Below are 24,056 nucleotides of genomic sequence, written 5' to 3'. Positions count from 1 at the left end.
CACGATGACGCAGCTAGACGATCTTGCGTCGCACTATGGTCTGATCGCGCCCCGGTCCCACCCCGATGCACGAGATATGTGCGCCGGCAAGATCTTCCAGACGCAGAATGTAGTCCTGCGCATTCTTGGGCAGTTCCTCGAAGGTCGTGCATCCGGAGATGTCTTCCCACCAGCCGGGCATCTCCTCGTAGATCGGCTTGGCGTGATGGAAACCGGTCTGCGTCATCGGCATGTCCTCGACTCGCTCACCGTCGACGTCGTAGGCCACGCAGATCGGCACCGTGTCCAGGCTGGACAGCACGTCGAGCTTGGTGAGGAAGTAGTCGGTGATCCCGTTGACCCGGGTCGCATACCGCGCGATCACCGCATCGAACCAGCCGCAGCGCCGCGCCCGACCCGTGGTGACGCCGACCTCTCCGCCGGTCTTGGCGAGGTAGGCACCCCACTCGTCGAACAGCTCGGTCGGGAACGGCCCCGACCCGACACGCGTCGTGTACGCCTTCAGAATGCCCAACACGGTGGTGATCTTGTTGGGTCCGATTCCCGCGCCAACCGCCGCACCACCCGAAGTGGGGTTCGACGACGTCACGTACGGATATGTGCCGTGGTCGACATCGAGCAGCGTGCCCTGCGACCCCTCCAACAGCACCGTCTCGCCCCGTTCGAGCGCCTTGTTGAGCAGCAACCGGGTGTCGGCGATCCGATGTTTGAAGCCCTCGGCCTGCTCGAGCACCTCATCGACCACCTGCGCCGGCTCGAGCGCGCGGCGGTTGTAGATCTTGACCAGGATCTGATTCTTCAGCTCGAGCGCTGCCTCGACCTTCTGGGCGAGGATCTTCTCGTCCAGCACGTCGGCCGCCCGCACGCCGACACGAGCGATCTTGTCCTGATAGCACGGCCCGATACCCCGGCCGGTGGTCCCGATCTTCTTGTTGCCGAGGAAACGCTCGGTGACCTTGTCGATCGCCACGTGGTACGGCATCAGCAGATGCGCATCCGCGGAGATCATCAGGCCCGAGGTGTCGATGTCGCGGTCCTCGAGTCCACCCAGCTCGGTGAGCAGCACCCCCGGATCCACCACGACACCGTTACCGATGACGTTCTTCACTCCCGGGGTGAGGATGCCCGACGGGATCAAGTGCAGAGCAAAGGTCTCACCGTTCGGCAGCACCACCGTGTGACCGGCATTGTTGCCGCCCTGGTAGCGGACAACCCATTGCAGCTTCCCGCCCAGGAGGTCGGTCGCCTTGCCTTTGCCCTCGTCACCCCATTGGGCGCCGATCAGCACGATCGCGGCCATGGTCGGTTACTCCTTCGAGTCGGGACGGGTGAACAACAGGCCAACCTTACTTGTTCGCCCGGGTCGATACGCTATTCGAGTGTCTTTTGCGCTGATTTCGCAGGCCTCCCGCTCCGACGACAAGACCGCCATCCGCACCGCGGTCACCACGGCGGTGGCCGACCCCGCGGTCACCCGCCTCCTCGTGGAACCGCGCGTCACCGAGCGGGTCGCCCCGACCATCGCCGACGAGTCAGACACCTTCTTCGCCCAGGTGCTGGCCGCGTTGATGCTGGCCGAGCGCCTCGACGTGGAGGTGGCCCTGCTACCGGCGGAGGCCACCGGCGCCTCCACACGCTACGGCCTACCGCACGGACCGGCAGCGCGGGAACTCGCCGAACACGGCACGGCGACCTCGGTACCGCTGATCCGCGACGACGCGGCCACCGTCCTGCTCGGCCGAGCCCGACACCTCGGCGCCGAAGGCGCCAAACTGCACGGCGAGACCTACGTCGACAGCGAACGACTGTTCCGTGGCGAGGTGCGCTCGGTGCTCATCGAACCCACCCTTGCCCTGCCCGGCCTGCGCGCCCAGGTGGAGCGGTTGCTGCTGCCGGGCCGCTGGCTGACCGGGCGCGCGGCCCAGACCGGCGGCACCAACATCGTCGTCGAAAGGGAGGGCGTGGTGAATCCCCGCGTGGTCAAGCGATCCACCTTCTACCGGCACGACACCGACCTGCGCCTGGTACGGCCATGACCTCGGCACCGTTGCGTCCGACGACCCGCGAGATCATCCGCGCGGTACGTCCCGGCCCGGTGTTCCTCGGTCTGGTGGTGGCCGCCGTGGCCGGCGGATGGCTGGTCGCGGGCTCCGCACCGGGCCGCAACCTCGAGTCGGTCGGCGGCACCCTGCTGTTGGTACTGGCCGGCTGGGTCATCTCGCTGTGCCTGCATGAATTCGCCCACGCAGTAACCGCCTTCCGCTTCGGCGACCGCAACGCCGAACTGCGCGGGTATCTCACCCTCAACCCGCTGCGCTACACCCACCCCGGGCTGTCGATCGGGCTGCCGCTACTGATCATCCTGTTGGGTGGCATCGGTTTTCCCGGCGGTGCGGTGTACGTCCACCAGCACGGCTTCACCCGGGCCCAACGGACGATGGTGTCGCTGGCCGGGCCACTCACCAACGCCGCTATCGGCGCGATCCTGCTGATCGTGGTGAGATTCGCCCAACCCAGCACATACGGATCGCAGGGTTTCGACTCAGGCGACAACGTCCTGTATTTCGCCGACGGACTCAATCTATGGGCCGCCCTGTCGATGCTGGCATTCCTGCAGATCACCGCCGCAGTCCTCAACATCGCGCCGGTGCCCGGCTTCGACGGCTACGGGGCCATCGAACCGTATCTGTCCGAGCAGACCCGGTTCTCGATGCAGAAGATCGCGCCGTACGGCTTCCTGATCGTGTTCGCACTACTGTTCATCCCGTTCCTCAACCGCGCCTTCTTCGACTTCGTCTACTGGCTGTTCGGCCTGTCCGGGGTGCCCAGCGTCCTCGCGTCCTACGGGTGGAATCTGTTCGTGTTCTGGCGATGAGAGTGTCACGGATACACGACGCGGTACTTCACGCTGCCCGCGATGCGCCCGACGAGATTGCCGGTCACCCACACCCACGCGCCGCGGCGCTTACGCGACCAACCCCACGGCCACACCGGCGCGGTCGCGGCCACCACGACCGCATGGACGGGAAACCACCACCACTGCCGGCCGGGCGCACCGAACTGCTTCGCCGCCCGCGCCTCCTCACGGCCGTAGTCGACGACCTGATGCCAGGTCTCCCGCAGCCCGGTGCGATACCGGTAAGCCACCATCGCCGCCGGCGCGTAGCCGAAACGGTAGCCCGACGTCTGCACCCGCCAGCAGAACTCGACGTCACTGCCGGCCGTCGGATACGACTCGTCCCACCCGCCGACGGCGTCGAACACCTCCCGACGCACCCCGAGGTTGCAACCGAACGTGATGGGCAGGAAGCGGGCGAGCACCGCTGCGCGATCAGGATCGGGTAGTTCACGCCACGCCGCGACCACCGGATCGTTGAGCGTGTCGCGCTCCAGGGGTCCGCCGACGATGTCGCAGCGCTGCCCCTCCTCCAGCAGCGCACGCAACCAGCCCGGATACACCGCGTCATCCTGATCGCAATAGGCGATGAAACCGTATCGTGCCGAACGGGTCCCGACATTGCGCGCATGGGAGGTACCGGCCACCGCCGACGAGTCGACATAGCGCAGATCGAGTCGCTGCCGATGAGGATGGGTGGCCACGTGCCGCCGGAGTTCGTCGCTGCCCTCGTTGTCGCTGAGGATCACCTCGAACGGCGCCGAACAGTCCTGCGCGGTCAGCGCATCGAGTTGGACGTCGAGATCCGGCAGGCCGCGGTAGGCGGCGATCACCACCGATGCGTTCACCGAAGCAGCCCCCGCAACTCGGCGACCGTGATGGACACCCCGCGGTCGGCCAGCGCTGCGAGTACCGCGCGGAAACCGGCGACCATCGTCTCGGCAGTAGCCCGATCGAACAACGCCGTCGGATACATCAGTGTCCCGGTCAGTCCCGCCGGTACGCCGTCGGCGTGTCGCTCCCGCATCGTGATCTCCACCTCGTGTTTGGCCACCACGCGTTCGATCGGCTCACGCCGCACGCGCACCGCGCCCAGATCGACCTCCGCATCCACCGACCCGTCCGGTTCCGGCTGCACGATCAACGTCGCCGGGAACAGCGGATGTTCACCCGGGGTGACCGAGATACCCAGTGCTGCAGTTAGTTCCGGCGTAGACACGTCTGGATGCCGCAGCCCGCCCACCAGTTGCTCGTGCACGTCGGCGATCACCTCACCGATCGTGCGCCGATCGTCGACGTCCAGGCGCATCGCCAGATCCTCGGAGAAGTTGCCGACCACTCCCGCCAGCTCCGGATGCGGACGGTTCGCGTTCGCGGTCGCCACATGGACATCCGGAGAGTCGGCGCCCTCGGCGAGAATCACCGCGAATGCCGCCTGCAGCAGCGAGAACAGCGCCACCGACCGGCTCTTCGCCAGGTCGTCGAGTGTCGCATGCGCCGAGCCCTCGACGACGAACTCGATCCCCGCCCCCATCGGATTCCACCGCTCCGGTCGAGGACGATCGGTCCGCAACCGCGGCCGGAAGTCGTTGCTGCGGTCGGCGAATCTGGCTGTCCAGTAGTCCAGTTGACGCTGCCCGTGCTCGGACGGCGCGGTCGGTGCGCCCAGCAGGCGGCGCTGCCACTGCGCGTAGTCGCGGAACCGCACGCCGGGTTCGGGCAGCTCGGGTACCGCACCGTTACAGCGGGCGGCGAACGCCACCACCATGTCACGTGTCAGCAGCGACATCGACTGACCGTCGACATTGAGGTGATGGGACACCACCACCAGCACGTGGGTGTGCTCATCGAGCCGCAACAGCCGCACCCGCAACGGCGCGACCCCGTCGAAGTCCAACGGCGACCAGGCGATCGCGTCGATCACCCGGGCGCTGTCCGCATCGTCGACCGGCACCGGCTCGAGGTCCCGCTTCAGCACCTCACGCAGGTCATCGATGTCGGTCACCACCAGTTCCGGCCCCGAATCGGTGTCGCGATATGTCGTGCGCAACGCCTCATGCCGCTCGACCACGTCGAGCAACGCCGCGCGCAACGCCGCGACGTCCAGCACCCCGGACAGCCGCAGCGCGAACGGCACAATCCAGTCGGCGCCGACGCCGTCGGCGACCGCCGCGAAGATTCGGCGTTGCGCCGGCGCGATCGGCGCGGCCGGGCCGTCGACCCGGACCCGCCCCAGCGCCGCATCGTCGTCGGTGCCCGCCTCGAGCAGCGCCGCCACCGCGTCGGAGAACTCCGCGAGATCCGCGGATTCGAACAACACGCGAACCGGCACCGGCACCCCGAGGTCGGTCTCGAGACCAGCGGCGACGCGCGTCGCCGACAGCGAGTTGCCGCCGACACCGAAAAAGTTGTCCGACAATCCGACCCGATCGGTTCCGGTGACCGATTCCACCACCCGCACCACTGCAGCCTGCACCGGCGTGGACGGTGCCACATACTCGCGGCGCGGACGCGGCGGCTGTGGCAACGCCTGCCGGTCGACCTTGCCGTTCGCGGTGTACGGCAGCGCTTGGAGCCGATGCACCTCCGGGATCATGTAGCTGGGCACCATGTCACGAATCTGACGGCCCACCACGTCACCGGGACTCGAACCGACGACGAACCCGACCAGACGCACCTCGTCGCCCTCTCCCACCGTGACGACCACGGCCTCGTCGACGCCCGCACATCGCCGCAGCGCTGCCTCGATCTCCCCGGGCTCGATGCGGAAGCCGTGCACCTTGAGCTGATGGTCGGTCCGTCCGAGATACTCCAACTCACCATTGTGGTCACGGCGCACCAGGTCTCCGGTGCGATACATCCGCTCACCGGTGAACGGATCGGCGACGAACGAGGCCGACGTGCGTCCCGGGTCGCCGTGATAGCCGCGCGCCAGCTGCACGCCGGCGAGATACAGCTCACCCGCGCCCCCCGGAGCCACCGGATGCAGCCGCGCGTCGAGGACGCGCAGCGCCACCGACGGTTGCGCCCGCCCGATCGGAATCCGATCCGCCTCGGCTTCCGGGTCCACCTGATGTGCGGTCACACTGACGGTCGCCTCGGTGGGTCCGTACAGATTGTGGAGTGCGGCCGACGACATCGCCGACATGCGCCGCACCAGCGCGGCCGGCAATTCCTCACCGATACACAGGACAGTGCGCACCGACTCCGGGAACCGGCCGCCGTCGAGCATCACCGACAATGCCGACGGCACCGTGGGCAGCACGGTCACCCCCGAACGCCCCATGGCTTCGCCCAGGGCACGACCGTCGCGTTCCACGCCGGGCTCGGCGATCACCAGCCGGGCACCACACAGCAGCGCCCACCAGTACTCCCACACCGACAGGTCGAAACCGGCGGCTGTCTTGACCATGACGGCGTCGGTCTCGTCGAGCGCGTAGGTCTGCTGCATCCACCGCAGTTGTTCGGCAACCGCACCGTAGGACACTGCAACGCCTTTGGGGCGGCCGGTCGACCCCGACGTGAACAACACGTAGGCCGGATTCTCCGGTCGCAACGGCCGCAGCCGTGGGGGTTCGACGACGTCGGCCGGATGCCGATCCCCCACCTCGGTGAGATCGAGCACCGGACGGCCGAACATCGAATCGCCCGCCGAGGCATCGGAGATCACCAACAGCGCATCGGCCGACTCCACGATCATCCGGGCGCGTTCACCGCCCACGGTCGTACCCACCGGAACGGGATCCACAGGAACGTAGGCGCCGCCCACGGTCACCACCGCGAACATCGCGGTGAGCTGATCGATACCGCGTGCCAGGGCGATGGCCACCCGGTCCTCCGGGCCCACCCCGCGCCGCGCGAGTTCGTCGGCCACCGCGGCCACCCGGCGGTGGAACTGACGGTAGGTGAGGTGGGAGTCATCCCACGACACCGCGCGCGCATCCGGTGTGCGGCACACCTGGCGGGTGAACAGCTCCGCGAGATCGAAACGCGCGGCCCGAACGGGGTGCGTCGCTTCATCGCGTGCCGGCACCGTCACCGACCCTGCGCGTTCGGTGTCGTCGAGGATCTCGAGGTCACCGACAGCGCAATCGGATCGGGACACCAGCCCGTCCAGCACGGCCACGAACCATCGGGTCAGGTTGAGCGCGGTGGAGTGGTCGAACAGCTCGGTGGCATAGGACAACTGCGCACTGAGCCCGGTGGGGGTCGCGCCGTCCCAACGTTCGACCAGGGTGAGGTGCAGATCGAACTCGGCCAGACCGTTGTCCTCGTCGATGGCCTCGATCGTCAGCTCCGGCAGCTCGATCGCCAGACGCCCGATGTTCTGGAACGACAGCGCCACCTGGAACACCGGGTGGCGGGCGGCGGTGCGGGTCAGGTCGAGGCCGTCGACGACGCGGTCGAACGGCAATGTGGTGCGGGAGAACGCGGCCAGATCCGCGTCACGCGCGATCGCCAGCGCTTCTGTTCCGGTGGCGTCCGCGGGAATCTGGGTGCGCAACGCGAGCATGTTGACGAACATGCCCACCACCCGTTCCAGGCGCTCGTCCTCCCGTCCGGCCACCGGGGTGCCGATCACCACATCCCGGTTGGCGCCGAGCCGGCCGAGCAGCACGGCCAACGCCGTGTGCGCCACCATGAATGCACTCGCCGAGTGTCGCTGCGCATGGTCGAGCATGCGGGCATGCAGATCCGCGTCGAGGTCGAAGTCGACCCGGGCGCCGATCCCGCTTCGCTGCGCAGGCCGTGGCCGGTCGGTCGGCAGCTCGATCACCGGTGGGGCATCGGCCAGCCGGTCCTGCCAATAGGCGAGTTCGGTGGCGGCGCGCCCGTCACCGTCGGCCAACAACGCCTGCTGCCAGATCGCGAAGTCCGCGTACTGCACGGCCAGGGGCACGAATTCGGGTGCGACCCCCGACAGTCGGGCACGGTAGGCATCCGACAGCTCGGTCGCGAGGCCGACGACGGACAGGCCGTCGGCGCTGATGTGGTGCAACACCAGGGCGAAGATGTGTTCGGCGGCCGCGGCGGCCGGACCCTCCACCGAGAACAGTTCCGCGCGGATCGGCGGCTCGGCGGTGACATCGAACTCGGTGCGCATCACCGATCGCAGCACGTCGGGCAGGGCAGCGGCACCGACGAGCTGCGGTGCCAACTTCACCGGGACGTCGGTCGGCGACAGGATCACCTGGTACGGGTGACCCTCGGTGTCCGCCGGATACATCGTGCGCAGCGCCTCATGACGCTCGACGAGATCGCCCAGCGCCGCCGCGAACGCCTTGTGCTCCATCGTTCCGGTGAGCCGCAGGATGATCGGGATGTTCTCGGTGGCCGCCGACGGGTCGAACCGGTTGAGGAACCACATCCGTTGCTGCGCCGGGGACAGCGGAATCGTCGCGGGCCGCGGCAGTGAACCGAGCGCCGGGGTGGTGCCTGCTTGCGCCCGCCCGATTCGCCGGGCGAGTTCGCGGGCAGTGGGCGCGTCGAACAGGTCACGAACCGCGATGTCACGCCCGGTGACGCCCCGCAGCCGCGACACCACCCGGGTGGCCGACAATGAATCACCGCCGACCTCGAAGAAGTTGTCCAGCACGCCGAGACGTTCGAGTCGGAGTACCTCGGCGAACGCGGCGACCACCACTTCCTCGTGGGTGGTGGCGGCCGCCGCATGCTCCACGACATCGAAGTGCGGCTCGGGCAGCGCACGACGGTCGATCTTGCCCGCTGCCGTCAGCGGCAGCGCATCGACTTCGGTGATCGAGGAAGGCACCGCGTACGCCGGCAACCGCGACCGCAGGTGGGCCATCAGTGCGATCCGGTCGAACGGCTGCGATCGCGCCGGCTCCACGTACGCAACGAGGGCGAGCGCGTCGGCCGGCCCGGGGCGGCCGACGGCGACGGCGGCACCGACGCCCGGATACGACCGCACGGCGGCTTCCACCTCGCCGAGTTCCACCCGATGTCCGCGAATCTTGATCTGGAAGTCACTGCGTCCGTGGTGGATCAGCGTGAGCTTGCCGGCGGGATCGGCTACCTGGCGGACGAGGTCGCCGGTTCGGTAGCGCCGTGACCCGGGCGGACCGTCCGGGTCGGCCACGAAGGTGGCGGCCGTCAGACCCGGCCGTCCGTGATAGCCGCGGGCCAACCCCTGACCCGAGACATACAGTTCGCCGGTCACCCCGGGCGCGGATCGGGTCAGGCTCGGCGAGAGTACCCGCGCGGCGGTGCCTGCGATCTCCCGGCCGATGGGCACTGCCGCACCCGACACCGGCGGCAGCGGACCCGCCGCGGTGGCCATGATGGTCGACTCGGTGGGGCCGTAGGCGTTGAAGAATCTCTTGCCCAACGCGATCCAACGGTTCGCGGTGGCCGGTGCGCAGGCGTCACCGCCGACGATCAGCACCTCGAGGCGCGGTAGGGGGTCCTGGGCAATCGCGTCGACCACCGGTATCTCGATCGTGTCGAGTGCACCGGGGGTGAGGAAGGCGTGTGTCACCTGCTGCTCGTGGAGGACACCGCGCAGGTCCTCGGCCCCGTAAACATTCGTCGGCGCGATGACCGACGTCGCGCCGGCGTCGGCGGCGAGGAGCAGTTCCAGGATGGCCGCATCGAACCCCGGGGACGCGAAATGCAGTACCCGGCTGTCGGCCCTGACACCGTAGCGGCGCTGCTCGGCGACGAATGCCGACAGTCCGCGATGGGTGACCGCGACCGCTTTCGGCCGTCCGGTGGACCCGGAGGTGTAGATCAGGTAGGCGAGCTGGTCGACATGTCGCCGGACCGGGGTCGGCGGCTGCGACGACCGGCGCGATGTCACGGTGTCGAGTTCGATCACCTCGCCGACACCGGCCAATGTCTCTGCGGCGCAGCGATCCCGCTGCTGGGAGGTGGTGACGACGATGGCCGCTCCCGAGTCTTGCAGCATGAACGCGACCCGGTCGTCGGGCTGGCGCGGGTCGATCGGCACGAACGCCGCGCCGGTGGACGCCACCGCTCGCAGCGCGGTGTAGAAGCGGATCGAACGGCTCAGGTACAGCGCGACCACGACCTCCGGTCCGGCACCCGCCGTCCGCAGACGCGCAGCGAGTTCGTCGGTTGCGCAACGCAGTTCATCTTCGCCCAGCTCGCGCAGCACCGTCGGGTCGGACGCGCACGGGTCGCAGCCGACCAGGCGGTGACCGGGTGTGTCCAGGATCTCGGCCAGGTACCGCGGCGTGACGGCTGCGGGTCCGGCGGCGCCGTCGAGTGCGCGTCGTTCCTGCGCGGTGAGGATCTCGACGGTCCGCAAGGTCGCGTCCGGGACTGCGGTGAACATGTCGATGGCGGTAGCGAATCGGGTCAGCAGTGTGCGCGCGGTGTCCGCGCGATACACGTCGGGCCGGTAGACGAGTTCGAGGGCAGGCGCCCCTGTTTCGCCGGCGAATGCGGTGAACTCCAGATCGAATCGTGCCATCGGCACGTCCAGACGTTGCGGAGCAACAGATTCGAGGTCGGCAGCCGGGTGCTCGGCACCGTCGACGGTGAATGTCACCTGGATCAGCGGGTGACGCCCGTCGCCGCGCGAGCGCCCCAGGTCGTCGACGACCTGCTCCACATCGACGGCCGCATGCTCGATAGCCGACACGATCTGATCGCGCGATTGATCCACCACGGCAGCGAAATTGCCGGCCTCGTCGACGTCACTGCGCAGGGCCACCAACGAGACGAACATGCCGATCAGGTCCGCGACGTCGGGCTCCCATCGGCCTGCGGTCGGGGTGCCGATCACGATGTCGCGGCCTGCGCCGGAGCGGGCCAGCGTGACGGCCAACGCCGCGTGCAACACCGCGAACGCGGTGGTGTGATGGCGATCGGCCAGATCGGCGACACGCTGCCAGATCGCGGGGTCGAGCGCCGTCCGTTCCACCGCGCCAGTCGGTCCCGCTTGCGCATCCGAATCCGCCTCGGGCACCGACAACGCGGGCGCACCGGCCAACACCGACCGCCAGTAGCGCAAGTGCTCGGACACCAAGGATGTGTCGTCGTCGACCTCGCCGAGTCGCGCGTCGGTACGCAGTACGTGGTCGGCATACTGCAGTGGCAGCGGCGCCCATTCGGGCGCCCGCCCACCGAGCCGTGCGGTGTAGGCATCCGTCAGATCGCGCGCCAGGATGCGTAGCGACCATCCGTCGGCCGCGACGTGATGGACCATCAGCAGCACCGTCGTAGTGGCGGCGTCGACGGCGTGTACCAGCAGCCGCACGGGCAGGTCGGTGCTCAGATCGATCGGTTCGGTGAGGGCGGCGGCGATCAACGCCTGCTCGACCGACCCGCTGTCGGGTGCCACGTCATCGAGCACGCGGATGAGGTGCGCGCTCAACTCGCGATCCGGTTCCATGATCCGCTGGATCGGCTGCCCACTGCCGCCGTCGGGGTAGACGGTGCGCAGGATCTCGTGCCGTGTGAGCACATCGGCGAGTGCGGCCTGCAGCGCGCCGATGTCGATGGCCTGCGGCACACGCACCGGCGCGACGATGCGATAGGCGGCCGAGTCGGGATCAATACGGTTGTGCAACACCATCTGCCGCTGGACCGCAGACAGCGGCAGCTCGGCCGGCCGGGGCGGCAGTACGACGGCGGCCGTCGCGTCCGCAGTCGCCTCGAGTGCGTCGGCGGCGGCGGCCACCGCCGCCGCGGTACGACCGTCGAACACCGCCCGCACCGGTATCAGCACGCCGAGCCGCTGCTCGACGCCGGCAACGATTCGCGTCGCCACCAGCGAGTTGCCACCGGCGGAGAAGAAGTCGTCGTCCACGCCGACGTCGACACCGAGCACATCGGTGAACACCGCCAGCACCGTGCGCTCCGACTCCGTGCGCGGGTCGCGAGACCGGCCCTGTGCGGCGGATCGGGTGGGTGCGGGCAGCGCGCGACGATCGACCTTTCCGCTGGTGCCGATGGGCAATGCGGTGGCCGGCATGATGTGTGCGGGCACCATGTGTTCGGGCAGCGTCGCCCGCAGGTGCGCACGCAGTTGCGCCACGTCGACCGGGTCGGCGTCGGTACGGCCCACCACATGGGCGACCAGTTGGTCGCCCAGTTGCGGATCGGTGTGCACCACCACGACGGCAGCAGCGACCGCGGAATGCCCCGCCAGGACGGTCTCGATCTCGCCGAGCTCCACCCGCTGGCCACGGACCTTGACCTGGAAGTCGCTGCGGCCCAAGTATTCCAACACCGGAGCAGCACCCTCCTGCGGGGCGGACCGCCAGCGCACGAGGTCGCCGGTACGGTACAACCGCTGCCCGTCGCCCCACGGTGAGGCGACGAACCGGGCCGCGGTGAGGTCACCACGACCGTGGTATCCGCGGGCGAGCTGGATACCGCCGAGGTAGAGCTCACCGGTGACCCCGAGAGGCGCCGGACGCAGGTAGCGGTCGAGCACCATCACCTCGCCGCCGGGTACCGGCCGGCCGATGGACACCGGACGGTCCACGATGTCCTCGGGGTCGACAGTGGTGGCGGTGATGTCGACGGCGGCCTCGGTCGGTCCGTACAGGTTGTGCAGAGCAGCTGGAGTGCGGCGCAACAGTTCTGCCGCCGCCGGTGAGCCCAGGGCCTCCCCGCTGGTCACGACGTGCCGCAACGCCGGGAACCGTGCATCGGCGGGTAGGGCGGCGAGGAAGGTGTCGAGCATCGCCGGTACGAAATGAACCACGGTAACCGCGTGATCGCGCAGCAACTCCGCGATCTGGTAGGGGTCGCGGTGGGCATCGGCGGGTGCGAGCAACGTACGAGCGCCGGCGGCCAAGCCCCAGAACAGCTCCCACACCGACACGTCGAAGGTGGCCGGGGTCTTGTGCAGGATCACGTCGGTGTTGTCGATCGGATATGCGATCTGCATCCAGTCGAGGCGGTTGACGATGCCGGCATGCGGCACCACCACGGCCTTCGGCGTGCCGGTGGACCCGGAGGTGAACAGCACGTAGGCGGGATGCTCCGGCCGCAGCGGCGCACGGCGGTCGGCATCGGTGACCGGTGTGTCCGTCCATTCACAGCAGGGATCTGCTGGGTCGATGACGGCCGAGTGCAGGTCTGCGGGTAGGTGACGATCGTCGCGGGCGACCACGACGATGGGCCGTACGGCATCGAGCATGGCCTCGATGCGCTGGGCAGGCCAGGACGGATCGACGGGCACGTAGGCGCCGCCTGCGGCGACGGTGGCGTGCACGGCGACCAGCAGGTCCAGCGACCGCTCGACCACCACCGCGACCGTGCGTTCGGGTTCGACGCCGGCCGCGATCAGCCTGCGGGCGGTGCGCGCCACCCGGGCCGCGAAGTCGGTGAAGCTGACGATTTCGGTATCGGTCACCACCGCAACGGCATCGGGGTTGCGCGCGGCCATGACGGGCAGCAGTCCGGCGAGCGTGCGCATCGGGTGAGGGTCGCCGAGAACCGGTGCGGGTGCGGGTGTGCGCCCCCACTCGGCGAGGTTCGTGTCGGCGACGTCCGTGGCCGGGGCCGCGGCCCGGTGCACCGCGCGGGCCGGTTGGGCGATCAGTCCGGCCACGACGGCGCGGAACATCTCGGCCACCTGCGTCACCGTCGCGCGGTCGAAGAGGTCGGTGGCGTAGGTCCAGCGCATCCGCACCCCGCCCTCGGGTGCCGTGCCGTCTGCGGGGAGATCCACCGTGGCGTGCAGGTCGAAACGCGCCACCGGGAGTTCGACATCGATCAGTGCGGCTCCGTCGATGACCGGCGCCGGGTCTCCGACGGCCAGCATCACCCCGAAGAGCGGATGATGTGCACCGCCGCGGTCGGGTTCGTGTTCTGCCGCGAGTTCGTCGAACGGCACCTCGCTGTTGGCGAGCGCGGCGACGTCGACGTCGCGAACGTGCCGCAGCAGCTCATCGGCACTCACCGACTCATCGATCCGGGTACGCAGGACGACTGTTTCGACGAACATGCCGATCAGGTCGTCGAGTTCGGCGGCGCCTCGCCCGGACACCGGTGTACCGATGGCGATGTCGGTGGTACCACTCAGACGGGCGAGGGTGACGGCGAGCGCGGTGTGCAGCAAGTGGAACAGCGATGCCTGTCGGCTGCGTGCGAAGTCGTCGGCCGCGGCGACCAGTTCGACATCGAGGTGCGTGTCGATGGTGTCGCCCCGATGCGTGGGGCGCATCGGGCGCGGCCGATCGACGGGTAGCGGCAGCGGGCCGGGTGGGTCGGCGAGGACATCGCGCCAGTACTCGCGCTGGCGCTGCAGCGACGGGTGGGCCGGGTGGTCATCGTCGCCGAGGAGTTGCGTCTGCCACACCGCGAAGTCGGCGTAATGCACCGGTAGCGCAGGTGCGTCGTCCACGCCGAGGTAGCCCCCGAGGAGATCCCGCAGCAGCGGTCCGAACGACCAGCCGTCGGCTGCGATGTGATGCAGCACCACCACCAGCGCCGTCGAGTCGTCCTCGGTGCGCAGTACGCGCACGCGCAGCGGGATCGCGGCCGACAGGTCGAAACCGTCGGCGGCGATCGCGGTGATGACTGCGCTCAGTTCACGTTCGGTGATCGCCGTGGCTTCCAAACTGATGTCGGCGCCGGCGATGGCCTCTTCGGTCAACAGGATTCGCTGCTGCGGCACCCCGCCGTCGGCCGGATAGATCGTCCGCAACACCTCGTGCCGCCCGATGACGTAGGCCAGCGCGGCGCGCAACGCGGCCGGATCGGGGGTGTCGGTGAGCCGCACGGCGAACGGCAGGTTGTAGAGGCCGGTTCCCGGCGCGAACTGCTCCATCAGCCACATCCGATGCTGCGCACGCGACAGCGGCAACACCTCCGGGCGGGGCAGCGATCCGACGGCCGGCCGGTCGCTGACCGCGGCGTCGTCCACCCAGCGGGCGAGGTCGGCGATCACGGGTGCCTCGAACACCGCCCGCACCGGGACATCCCGGCCCAGTCGGCGGCCGATCCGGGCCGCGAACCGGGTGGCGAGCAGGGAGTTGCCGCCGAGCGCGAAGAAGGAGTCGTCCCGACCGATCGGCTGTTCGTCGGCGACCCGGCCGTCGAGCAGTTCGGTGAGCACATCCACGATCGCGTGTTCGGTGTGGGTGGCCGGTGCGGTATACGTCGTCGCGGCCGACGTCGGCGCCGGCAGGCGAGAACGGTCCAGCTTGCCGTGGATACCCAGGGGCAGTTCGTCGAGCAACACCACCGCTGTCGGCACCATGTAGGCGGGTAGCACCGTGCGCAGACGCGCCAGGATGTCGTCGGGATCGACGGTCGCACCCGATGACGGGACCAGGTAGGCGATCAGGGCGTCACCACGCGCGACGGCCACCGCCGCGCCGCTGACCGCGGGGTCCCGCAGGAGAGCTTGTTCGATCTCCCCCAGCTCGATGCGCTGTCCGCGGATCTTCACCTGGAAGTCGTTTCGGCCCAGATACTCCAGGTCGCCATCGGCATTCACCCGAACGAGGTCACCGGTGCGGTACATCCGGCGTCCCACAGCCCGCGGGTCCGCGACGAACCGCTCGGCGGTGAGATCGGTACGACCCTGGTAACCGGCCGCCAATTGTGCACCGGCCAGGTACAGCTCGCCGGTGACCCCGGCCGGCACCGGATGTAGCCGGCGGTCCAGCACCAGCGCATCGGAGCCGGTCACCGGTCGGCCGATCGGCACCGTCACCGGCGCGTGATCATCGGTGTGCCAGGCATGTTCGGTGATGCCGACGGCGGCTTCGGTGGGCCCATAGAGATTCACCACACGAGCACCGAATTCGGTTGCGACGCGGCGGGCCGTGACCGGGCGCAACGCTTCGCCGATACACAGAATGGTGCCGGGTCCATGGTCTCCGGCTCCGGGATCGTCGGCACGCGCGTCGAGGTAGGCCTCCAGCAGCGAGGGGACGAAATGCGCGGCGGTCACCCCGGCGCGGGTGCTCAGCGCGTCGAGGTAGGCCGGATCGCGCTGACCACCGGGCGCGGCGATCGCGAGGCGTGCGCCGGACACCAACGGCCAGAACAGTTCCCACACCGACAAGTCGAAGGTGATAGGCGTCTTGAGCAGTACGGTGTCGGCGGCACCGATCCGATGGGCGGCGCGCTTCCATCTAAACTGGGTCGCTATGGCACCGTGTGAGACGACCACCCCCTTGGGGGTACCGGTGGACCCGGAGGTGTGGATGACGTAGGCGGTGTTGTCGGCCCGCAACGGCCCGCGGCGGTCGGCGTCGGTGACTGGGTGGCCAGCGAATTTATCCACCTCAGCGGTTCGGAGGTCGATCAGTACGGCGGTGGTCGGCACCCTCAGGTGCGAGACGTCCGCGTCGGTGATGATCGCGCACGGCGCGGTGGCGTCGACGATGAGGGCGGTGCGGTCGACGGGTGCGTCCGGGTCGATCGGCACGTAGGCTCCGCCGGCGCGCAAGACGGCCAGGATCGCCTCGACCATCCGGGGCGAGCGCGCCATGGCCACCACCACCCGGCTCTCCGGTCCCACACCGGCGTCGATCAGGAGGCGGGCGAGCCGATGTGTCCGATATGTCATTGCCCGATAGGTGGATTCGACCGCGGCGCCGGCGGCCTCACTCCAGATCGCGACCACGTCGGGAGAGCTGTCAGCTGCCGCATCCAGCAGATCGGTAAGCGTGTCCGCACCGGGTTCGGCCATGTCTCCCACCAGTACCCCGTCGATGACAGCGGGCGCGGTGGGCGCGACCAGTGCCGCACCGGAGATGTCGACTGCCGCGAGATCGCCGACGGCACAGCTCGGATCGGCGACGGCAGCCTCGACCACAGCTGTGAACAGTCCGTGCCATCGGACCACGGTGGAGCGGTCGTACAGGTCACGGTCGTAGTCCCACAGCACCGACATCCCAGAGTCGGTGTCGGTGATGGTCAGGTGCAGTTCGGATTTCGCGACACCGGACGGCTGCTCGATCACCTCGACATCCAGGTCGTCGAGGGTCACGTGGGTGGGCGCCATGTTCTGATACGAGAAGCCCACCTGGAACAGTGGGTGATGCGCGGCCGAGCGCATCGGATTGATCAGGTCGACGAGCCGGTCGAACGGGATGTCGGCGCGTTCGACCGCGTCGAGGTCGGTCTCGCGGACGGCGGCGAGCACGGTTCGGAAGTCGTCGCCGGGACGCAAGCGGATGCGCAACACCACAATTCCGACGAACATGCCGACCAGGTCGACCAGGTTCCGGTGACCACGCCCGGCAACCGGCGTGCCGACGGCGATGTCGTCGCTGCCGGTCAACCGTGCCAGCGTCACCGCGAGGGCCGTGTGCGCCACCATGAACGGCGTGGTTCCGGTGGACTCGGCCAGCGCTCGCAGACCTGACACCACTGTCGGCGACAGCTGCGTGCGCACTTCCCCGCCCCGCCCGCGCAGGGCCGCCGGACGTGGCCGATCGGTGGGCAACTCGAGCCGTTCCGGCAGGCCTGCGAGCTGGTGGTGCCAGTAGTCCAGTTGCCGCGCGACCGTCGAGTCGGGGTCGGCCTCGCTTCCCATCAGATCGTGATGCCAGTGGGTGTAGTCGCGGTAGCTCACCGGCAGCGGTGGCCACGCCGGCGGTGTCCCCTCGCGGCGCGCCCGGTAGGCCACCGCCAGGTCCCTGGCCAGTGGCGCGGTCGACGACCCGTCGGCACTGATGTGGTGCACCACGCAGAACAGCACATGGTGGTCGGTGGCGATGCGAAGCAGATGTACCCGAATCGGCGGTGCGGCAGCGACATCGAATCCGGAGTCGGCGAGTTCCACCAGGGTTGCGGACAGTTCGGACTCTGCGACCGTGCGGACGGTACGCGTGAGATCAGTGAGCCCGACAGGCAGGTCGGCGATGTCGAGGACCTGCTGAACCGGCCCGTCGGGTGTGTCCGGGTACATGGTGCGCAACGGTTCGTGCCGCTCGATGAGGTCGGCCACCGCAGCGCTGAGCGCATCGATGTCGATGGACCCCCGCAACCGCAAGGCGATCGGGATGTTGTACATCGCCGAGTCCGGATCGAATTGGTTCATCACCCACATCCGGTGCTGCGCGGGCGACAGCGGGGTGACGCGACCGTCGTCGGGCAGCGGCCGCAGTTGCGGGCCGTCGTCGCCACCCGGTTGTTGCTCGACCCGTTCGGCGAGTGCCGCCACCGTGGGGGCCTCGAAGATCCAGCGCACCGGAACCGTGGTCGACAGACGATCGTTGATCGCCGCCACCACCTGGGTGGCGATCAGGGAGTTGCCCCCCAACGCGAAGAAGTCGTCGGTCCGACCGACCTCCCCGACACCGAGAACCTCGGCGAAGATCTCCGCCGTCAGCCGTTCGGTCTCCGTTTCGGGCCGCACGTACTCGGCGACCTCGACGGTGGGCTCGGGCAGGGCGGAGCGGTCGAGTTTGCCCGACGTCGTCAGCGGGATCGTCGTCAGGGTCACCAGCGCGTTCGGCACCATGTGCGCGGGCAGTCGTCGACGCAGGACGCCCTTGATCTCCAGGTGGTCGACGTCGCCGGTCACGTAGCCGACCAGCATCTGCGCGCCGGGGCCGCCACGGACCTCGCAGGCGGCGAACTCGACGCCCGGCACCGCGGACAGTGCGGCCTCCACCTCGCCGAGTTCGATGCGGAAGCCACGGAGCTTCACCTGTCGGTCCACGCGACCCTGGTAGTCGAGGTGACCGTCGGCGTCCCAGCGCGCGAGATCCCCCGTCCGGTACATGCGGGACCCTGGCACGCCGTAGGGGTCGGCGACGAATCGACTTGCGGTGAGCGCGGTTCGGTGGTGATAGCCCAGCGCCACCCCGGCACCACCGAGGTAGAGTTCACCGGTCGAGCCGACTGGTACCGGCTGGAGTCGGTGATCGAGGATCACCGCGGTGGTACCGCTGATCGGACGCCCGATCCTCACGGGGGCACCACTGCGCAGCGGTCCGGCCAACGCGGCCATCACGGTGGTCTCGGTGGGGCCGTACGCGTTGAACATGCGACGCCCGATCGCCCACCTCGCCACCAGATCGGGTGGACATGCCTCACCTCCGACGATGACGGTGTGCAGGTCGTCGAGGCGGGTGTCGGGAACCGAGGCCAGCGCCGCCGGGGTCACGAAGGCATGGGTGACGCGGGTGCCACGCAGCAGGGCGGCCAGTTCCGCACCGCCGTACACATCGGTCGGCGCGATCACCATGGTGGCGCCGGACGCGAAGGCGAGCAACAGTTCCAGGATCGACGCGTCGAAGCTCGGTGAGGCGAAATGCAATGTGCGCGAACCAGGCCCGACCTCGTAACGCCGGTTCTGCTCGGCAGCCAGCGAGGCCACCCCCCGGTGGGAGACCATCACACCCTTGGGCACGCCGGTCGATCCCGAGGTGTAGATGAGGTATGCGGGATCGTCGATACGCAGCGGCCGGATGCGGTCGGTATCGGTGACCGGTTCAGGCGACGCCGCCCGGTAGCGGTCCAGCATCTCGGGTGTATGACACCGGTACCATCGGGTTGTGCCGCCGGTCTGCGGCACCGCGTCGTCATAGCCGGGCGCGGTGATGCCGTGATCGACGTCGCTGTCGTCGAGCAGGAATCGGATACGGTCGCGGGGCGACTCGGGATCGATCGGGATGAAGGCACCGCCGGCGGCCAGCACGGCGAGTTCAGTGACCACCGACAACGCACTGCGCGGCAACACGACGGCGACCACGCTGCCCGGTCCCACCCCGCGGTCGATGAGCACCCGGGCGAACCGGTTGACCCGGGCACCGAGTTCGGCATAGGTGAGGTCGGCGTCGCCGGCGATCAGGGCGGTCGTGGTCGGATGAGCGTCGATCACGTCGCCGAACAGGTTGGGCACGGTGACGGATGTCGCCGCTGCCGGGCCGGCGGCCGGGATCAGGCTCGCGCGCTCGTCGTCGGTGAAGGAGTCGAGGGTGACCGCACGTCGGTCTCCCGGCGCGTCGATCAGCTGCGCCAGGACCTGCAGGAAACGCCGATGGTGTGCACGCAACTCACCCGCCGAGTACGCTGCGGCGTTGCCCTCCAACTCGATTCGCGTCGCACCGGTGCCGGTGTAGATCGTGAATGCGAGGTCTTCCACCGGCCCGGTGGTGAGGATGTAGCTGCGGCCGGTGCACCGCCCCAGCACGACCTCGGACCGGAAGGTCATCACGTTGACCGCCGGCCCGAAGAATCCGCGTCCGACGTCGGCCGCGGCCGGCCGTTCGGCCGACCCGTCGGTCATGTCCCGGAGCATGTCCTCGAAGCGATAGCGCTGCCGGCGAAGAGCGCCGCCCATCTCGGCGGTCACACCTGCGATGAGGTCGGCGACGGTGGTGTCGGCGGTGATAGTGCTGCGGATTGGCACCACGTTGCTCACCATGCCGCCCGACCGGCGCAGCAGTGCGTTGGTGCGCGCCGACACCGGCAGGCTCAGCATCACATCGTCGGTACCGGTGCCCTGTGCGAGAAACAGCGCCGCGGCGGCGGTGACCAGGGCAGGTAGCGCGGTACCCAGCGCTGCGGCGCGTTCGGCGAGCCGAGCACTGAGGTCGGGGTCGAGCGCGTCACCACAACTGTGGGTGCGCGGGGTGACGGTCGGGTCGGGATCGGCCAGTCGGACCGGGGCGGGCAGGTCGCTCAGCCGGTGCGACCAGTACTCGCGATCACGCTCATAGCGCGCCGATTCTCGGTAGGCGAGATCGTCGGCATGAAGTTCGGCGAGGTTGCCGGCGCGACTCGGCGGCACGGACGCACCGTCGATGCGGGCCGTGTAGACCTCGGAAGCACGTTGCGCGAAGGTTGCGGCACCGTAGCCGTCGAGCACGATGTGATGCACACGCGTGTACCAGAAATGGCGATCGTCGGCGATACGAATGGTCGCCGATTCGATCAGCCGGTCCTGCAGCAGATCAAGTGGTCGACGGAACTCCGCATCCATCCAGGCGCGGGCGTCGGCCTCGGGGTCGTTGCGTCCGCGGAAATCCAGATGCAGCATCTCGTCGCGCAGCGAGTCGTCGAACACCTGCTGCGGTACGCCGTCGGGTCTGGTCCCACCGACTAGCCGCATCATGCCGACGTGCAGGTCACGGGCCACCTGACGGCCCACCTCGGTGAGCAGCGCCCGATCGAGGTCGCCGCGGACATCGACGTACTGGGCGATGTTCAGCGGAACGTCGGGGACCAGCTGCTGGGCGAACCAGATACTGCGCTGGGCCGCCGAGAGGGGCACCACGTTCTCGGCCGGCGACAGATCACTCACCATCACTCACGCATCACTTGTCGGGGACATTCTCCGAGTGCCTCTCTGCGGACCCGCTGGCAGTCGTCCGACTGGGCGCTGGGGTGGCACGCAGACCGCAATGACATTTGGTTAGGGTAACCTACCAAGAAAAGGTTAGCCTAACCAATTGTGTCGGTCTGCCCGCTGTCAACGAGCGTGAGGTTCATGGCCCCTATGAACCTTGCTACGTTGACCACTGAAAGAGGCACTGTCGAGAGTAGCAGGATGGGTAGGAAAGCCATGGACGTCCGTCCTCGTAATCCCAAGGGCGACAAAGCCTCAACGCAAGTTGTAGATCTGGCCGTCAAGGTTCGCGACATGCACAAGTCGTTCGAATCGGTCCATGCCCTCAACGGTGTGTCCTTCGATGTGCCGCGCGGCGGGGTACTGGGCATCCTGGGGCCCAACGGGGCCGGGAAGACCACCCTGGTGGACGTGCTGTGCACGTTGATCCAGCCCGATTCCGGGTCTGCGCAGGTGTGTGGACATGATCTGATCGATGATCCGGCCGGCGTCCGCAACGCCATCTCGATGACCGGACAGTACGCGGCGCTCGACGAAACCCTCGGCGGCCGCGACAATCTCGTCTTCTTCGCCCGCATGCTGGGTCTGCGGCGAGGCGCCGCCCGCGAACGTGCCGACTACCTCCTGGAACGATTCGGGCTGACCGACGCCGCCAAGCGGCCCGTGTACGCCTACTCCGGCGGCATGCGCCGACGCCTCGACATCGCGTGCGGCCTCGTCACCCGGCCATCGGTGGTGTTTCTCGACGAACCGACCACGGGCCTCGACCCCCGCAGCAGGCAGGCAGTGTGGTCACTGGTGGAGACGCTGCGCGCCGATGGCATCACCACCCTGCTCACCACGCAGTACCTGGAGGAGGCCGATCTGCTCAGCGACAACATCATCGTGATGGACCGCGGACGTGTGGTCGCCGAGGGCAGTGCCGACTCACTCAAGCAGCAGGTCGGCGGCACCTACTGCGAGGCGATCCTCGATGATCCCACCCAGAGTGCAACGCTCGTTGCGGCCATCGCCGGTGAACTCGGTGCGGCACATCGTCCTTCGGCTTCGGCGAATGGTGCGGTCACCCTCACCGCACCCGACGGCGTGGCGACCATGGAGCAGGTGATCGCGCTCGCGCGCACCGCCGGTGTGCGGCTGCTCGATGTGGGTCTGCGCAAGCCGACCCTCGACGACGTCTTCCTGACCCTCACCGGCCCGCCCGGTGACCACGTGGGCGTCGGCGGATGACGGCGCGCCTCCCGGTAGTGTGGCCGGACCGATCCGACCCGGCCGTATTCGTCCGCGGTCCGGTGTTCTGGCGGCAGTGGGTCGCGGCAACCGGACGTGCCGTTCGCTCGGCCCACTCCGAGGGCGAATTCGTCATCGCAGTGGTGATGCCGATGGTGTTCGCGCTCGGTTTCTATCTACCGCTACGGCTGATCATGGCCGACCGGGGTATCGACTACGCGCAGTTCCTCATGCCGATCATCGTGCTGCAGGCGATAGCATTCACCGCGGTCGCCGCAGCGCAACGGGCGACGCTGGAGAAGCTGCGCGGGATGAGTCGCCGGATGGCGTCGATGCCCGTTCGCCCCCTCGTTCCGCTGTTCGCCCGGATGAGCACCTCGATGATCAGATCGGTGATCTCGGTGATCGCGGCCCTCGTCTTCGGAGCACTGCTCGGGTTCTCCTTCGATGGCAGCACACTCGACACGATCGGTTTCATCGCATTCGCACTCGCCGTCGGCCTCGTGCTCGCCATCGGCGCCGACTCGCTGGGGCTGATAGCACGCAACGCCGAGGCCACGTCGCAACTGCTGGTGTTGCCGCAGCTCGTACTCGGTCTGCTGTCGACCGGATTCGTACCGGAGGACAGCTTCCCCGGCTGGGCTCAGCCATTCGCACGCAACCAGCCGATTTCCCACTTCGCCGCGACGATGCGCGACCTCGCTGCGGGTGAACTGACGATGAACACCGCACTGCCGGCACTGATCTGGTTGGCGGCGCTCGCGGTGGTCGTCCTCTTGGCCGCATTCCACACGCAGACCCATCGGCGGTTGTACCCATGACGATCGAGATCCGCGATTCCAACACGGCGCATCGCCTCCCCTTCCCGAGGTGCGAGCGCCGCGCCTCCGAACCCAGCCTGCGCGCGCTGGTTCGCGGAAGTGGACTGCAGGCGCACCGCATCCTTGTCAAGTGGTCCAAGGATCCCGTCACCCTGTTGCAGTCCCTGCTGTTCCCGGCTCTGATGGTGATGCTGTTCTGGCTGGTGCTCGACCGTTCTGTCAGTGATCACGCGGGCACGCCATACTCATTCGGCATGGTGCCGATGGTCGCGCTGATCGGCGCCATGTCGGGCGCCTCGATCAGCGGACTCGGATTGCGCCGGGAACGGACATCGGGGCTGCTGACCCGGATGAGCGCCTTGCCGATCCATCGAGCCGCCCCGATGACGGGCCGGCTCGCTGCCGAGGCGGTTCGCATCGTCATCACCGTCGTATTCGTGCTGATGGTCGGCACCCTGATCGGATTTCACGTCGATTCCGGCCCGGCCGGTTTCGCGGGCATCATCGGCGTGTCGCTCGCTTTCGGCCTCTCGTTCTCGATGATGGTGACCGCGTTGGCGCTGCTCAGCCGCGACTCACACATCGTCGAATGGGTCGCTATCGGAACCAATCTGGCGATGTTCTTCAACACCGGATTCGTCCCCGCCGACGCCTACCCGGCCTGGCTCCGGCCAATCGTTCAGTATCAACCGCTCAGCTGCGGGGTCGAGGCCATCAAAGCGATCGCCACCGACTCTGCGTTGCTCGGTCCCTTGCTCCTCACATTCGGCTGGTCCGCCGCGCTACTCGTTGCGTTCACCGGTCCGGCGATGGTGGGCTACCGCCGCGCATCGATGCGCGGCTGACG

General features: G+C 68.5%; 8 protein-coding genes. 5 read left to right on the top strand and 3 right to left on the bottom strand.

The window, feature by feature from the left end:
* Positions 1 to 13: 13 nt before the first annotated feature.
* On the bottom strand, positions 14 to 1,300 hold the full coding sequence (locus ACIGKQ_RS08835; RefSeq protein WP_396573252.1) for an adenylosuccinate synthase: 1,287 nt from the start codon (positions 1,298 to 1,300) through the stop codon (positions 14 to 16).
* A 79-nt stretch (positions 1,301 to 1,379) separates the two neighbouring features.
* On the opposite strand from ACIGKQ_RS08835, the gene ACIGKQ_RS08830 reads away from it, so the two are divergent.
* Together ACIGKQ_RS08830 and ACIGKQ_RS08825 are read left to right on the top strand one after the other, a co-directional pair.
* Positions 1,380 to 2,036 carry a hypothetical protein gene (locus ACIGKQ_RS08830; RefSeq protein ID WP_396573250.1) on the top strand — a complete coding sequence of 219 codons (657 nt, stop codon included), beginning with the start codon at positions 1,380 to 1,382 and terminating at the stop codon, positions 2,034 to 2,036.
* Positions 2,033 to 2,875, top strand: a complete 843-nt coding sequence (locus ACIGKQ_RS08825) for a site-2 protease family protein (RefSeq protein WP_396573249.1) — start codon at positions 2,033 to 2,035, stop codon at positions 2,873 to 2,875. Before ACIGKQ_RS08830 ends, ACIGKQ_RS08825 begins: the two co-directional genes overlap by 4 nt.
* Positions 2,876 to 2,880: 5 nt before the next feature.
* Here the strand turns inward: ACIGKQ_RS08825 and ACIGKQ_RS08820 are convergent, their stop codons facing one another.
* Entirely contained in the window at positions 2,881 to 3,744 is an 864-nt protein-coding gene (locus ACIGKQ_RS08820) for a glycosyltransferase family 2 protein (RefSeq protein WP_266059924.1), read from the bottom strand.
* The gene (locus tag ACIGKQ_RS08815; RefSeq protein ID WP_396573247.1) at positions 3,741 to 21,113 is read right to left on the bottom strand and encodes an amino acid adenylation domain-containing protein; all 17,373 of its coding nucleotides are present in this window, start codon (positions 21,111 to 21,113) and stop codon (positions 3,741 to 3,743) included. The genes ACIGKQ_RS08820 and ACIGKQ_RS08815 overlap by 4 nt, the downstream gene beginning before the upstream one ends.
* Before the next feature lie 339 nt (positions 21,114 to 21,452).
* Between ACIGKQ_RS08815 and ACIGKQ_RS08810 the strand changes: the two genes are divergently transcribed.
* Genes ACIGKQ_RS08810 through ACIGKQ_RS08800 form a run of 3 tightly spaced genes read left to right on the top strand, consistent with a single transcriptional unit; the run spans position 21,453 to position 24,054 of the window.
* Positions 21,453 to 22,388, top strand: a complete 936-nt coding sequence (locus ACIGKQ_RS08810; RefSeq protein ID WP_396573245.1) for an ATP-binding cassette domain-containing protein — start codon at positions 21,453 to 21,455, stop codon at positions 22,386 to 22,388.
* Positions 22,385 to 23,209: an ABC transporter permease gene (locus ACIGKQ_RS08805; protein WP_396573243.1), complete on the top strand. Its 825-nt coding sequence runs from the start codon at positions 22,385 to 22,387 to the stop codon at positions 23,207 to 23,209. The genes ACIGKQ_RS08810 and ACIGKQ_RS08805 overlap by 4 nt, the downstream gene beginning before the upstream one ends.
* Positions 23,206 to 24,054, top strand: coding sequence for an ABC transporter permease (locus ACIGKQ_RS08800; RefSeq protein WP_287015716.1), 849 nt, complete (start codon positions 23,206 to 23,208; stop codon positions 24,052 to 24,054). The genes ACIGKQ_RS08805 and ACIGKQ_RS08800 overlap by 4 nt, the downstream gene beginning before the upstream one ends.
* Positions 24,055 to 24,056 lie beyond the last annotated feature (2 nt).

It is taken from the genome of Gordonia sp. NPDC062954 (genome assembly GCF_044543825.1).
Classification (GTDB): Bacteria; Actinomycetota; Actinomycetes; order Mycobacteriales; family Mycobacteriaceae; genus Gordonia; species Gordonia tangerina.
Note: the sequence above shows the minus strand (reverse complement) of the source record. Positions and strands in the feature narration are given on the sequence as shown.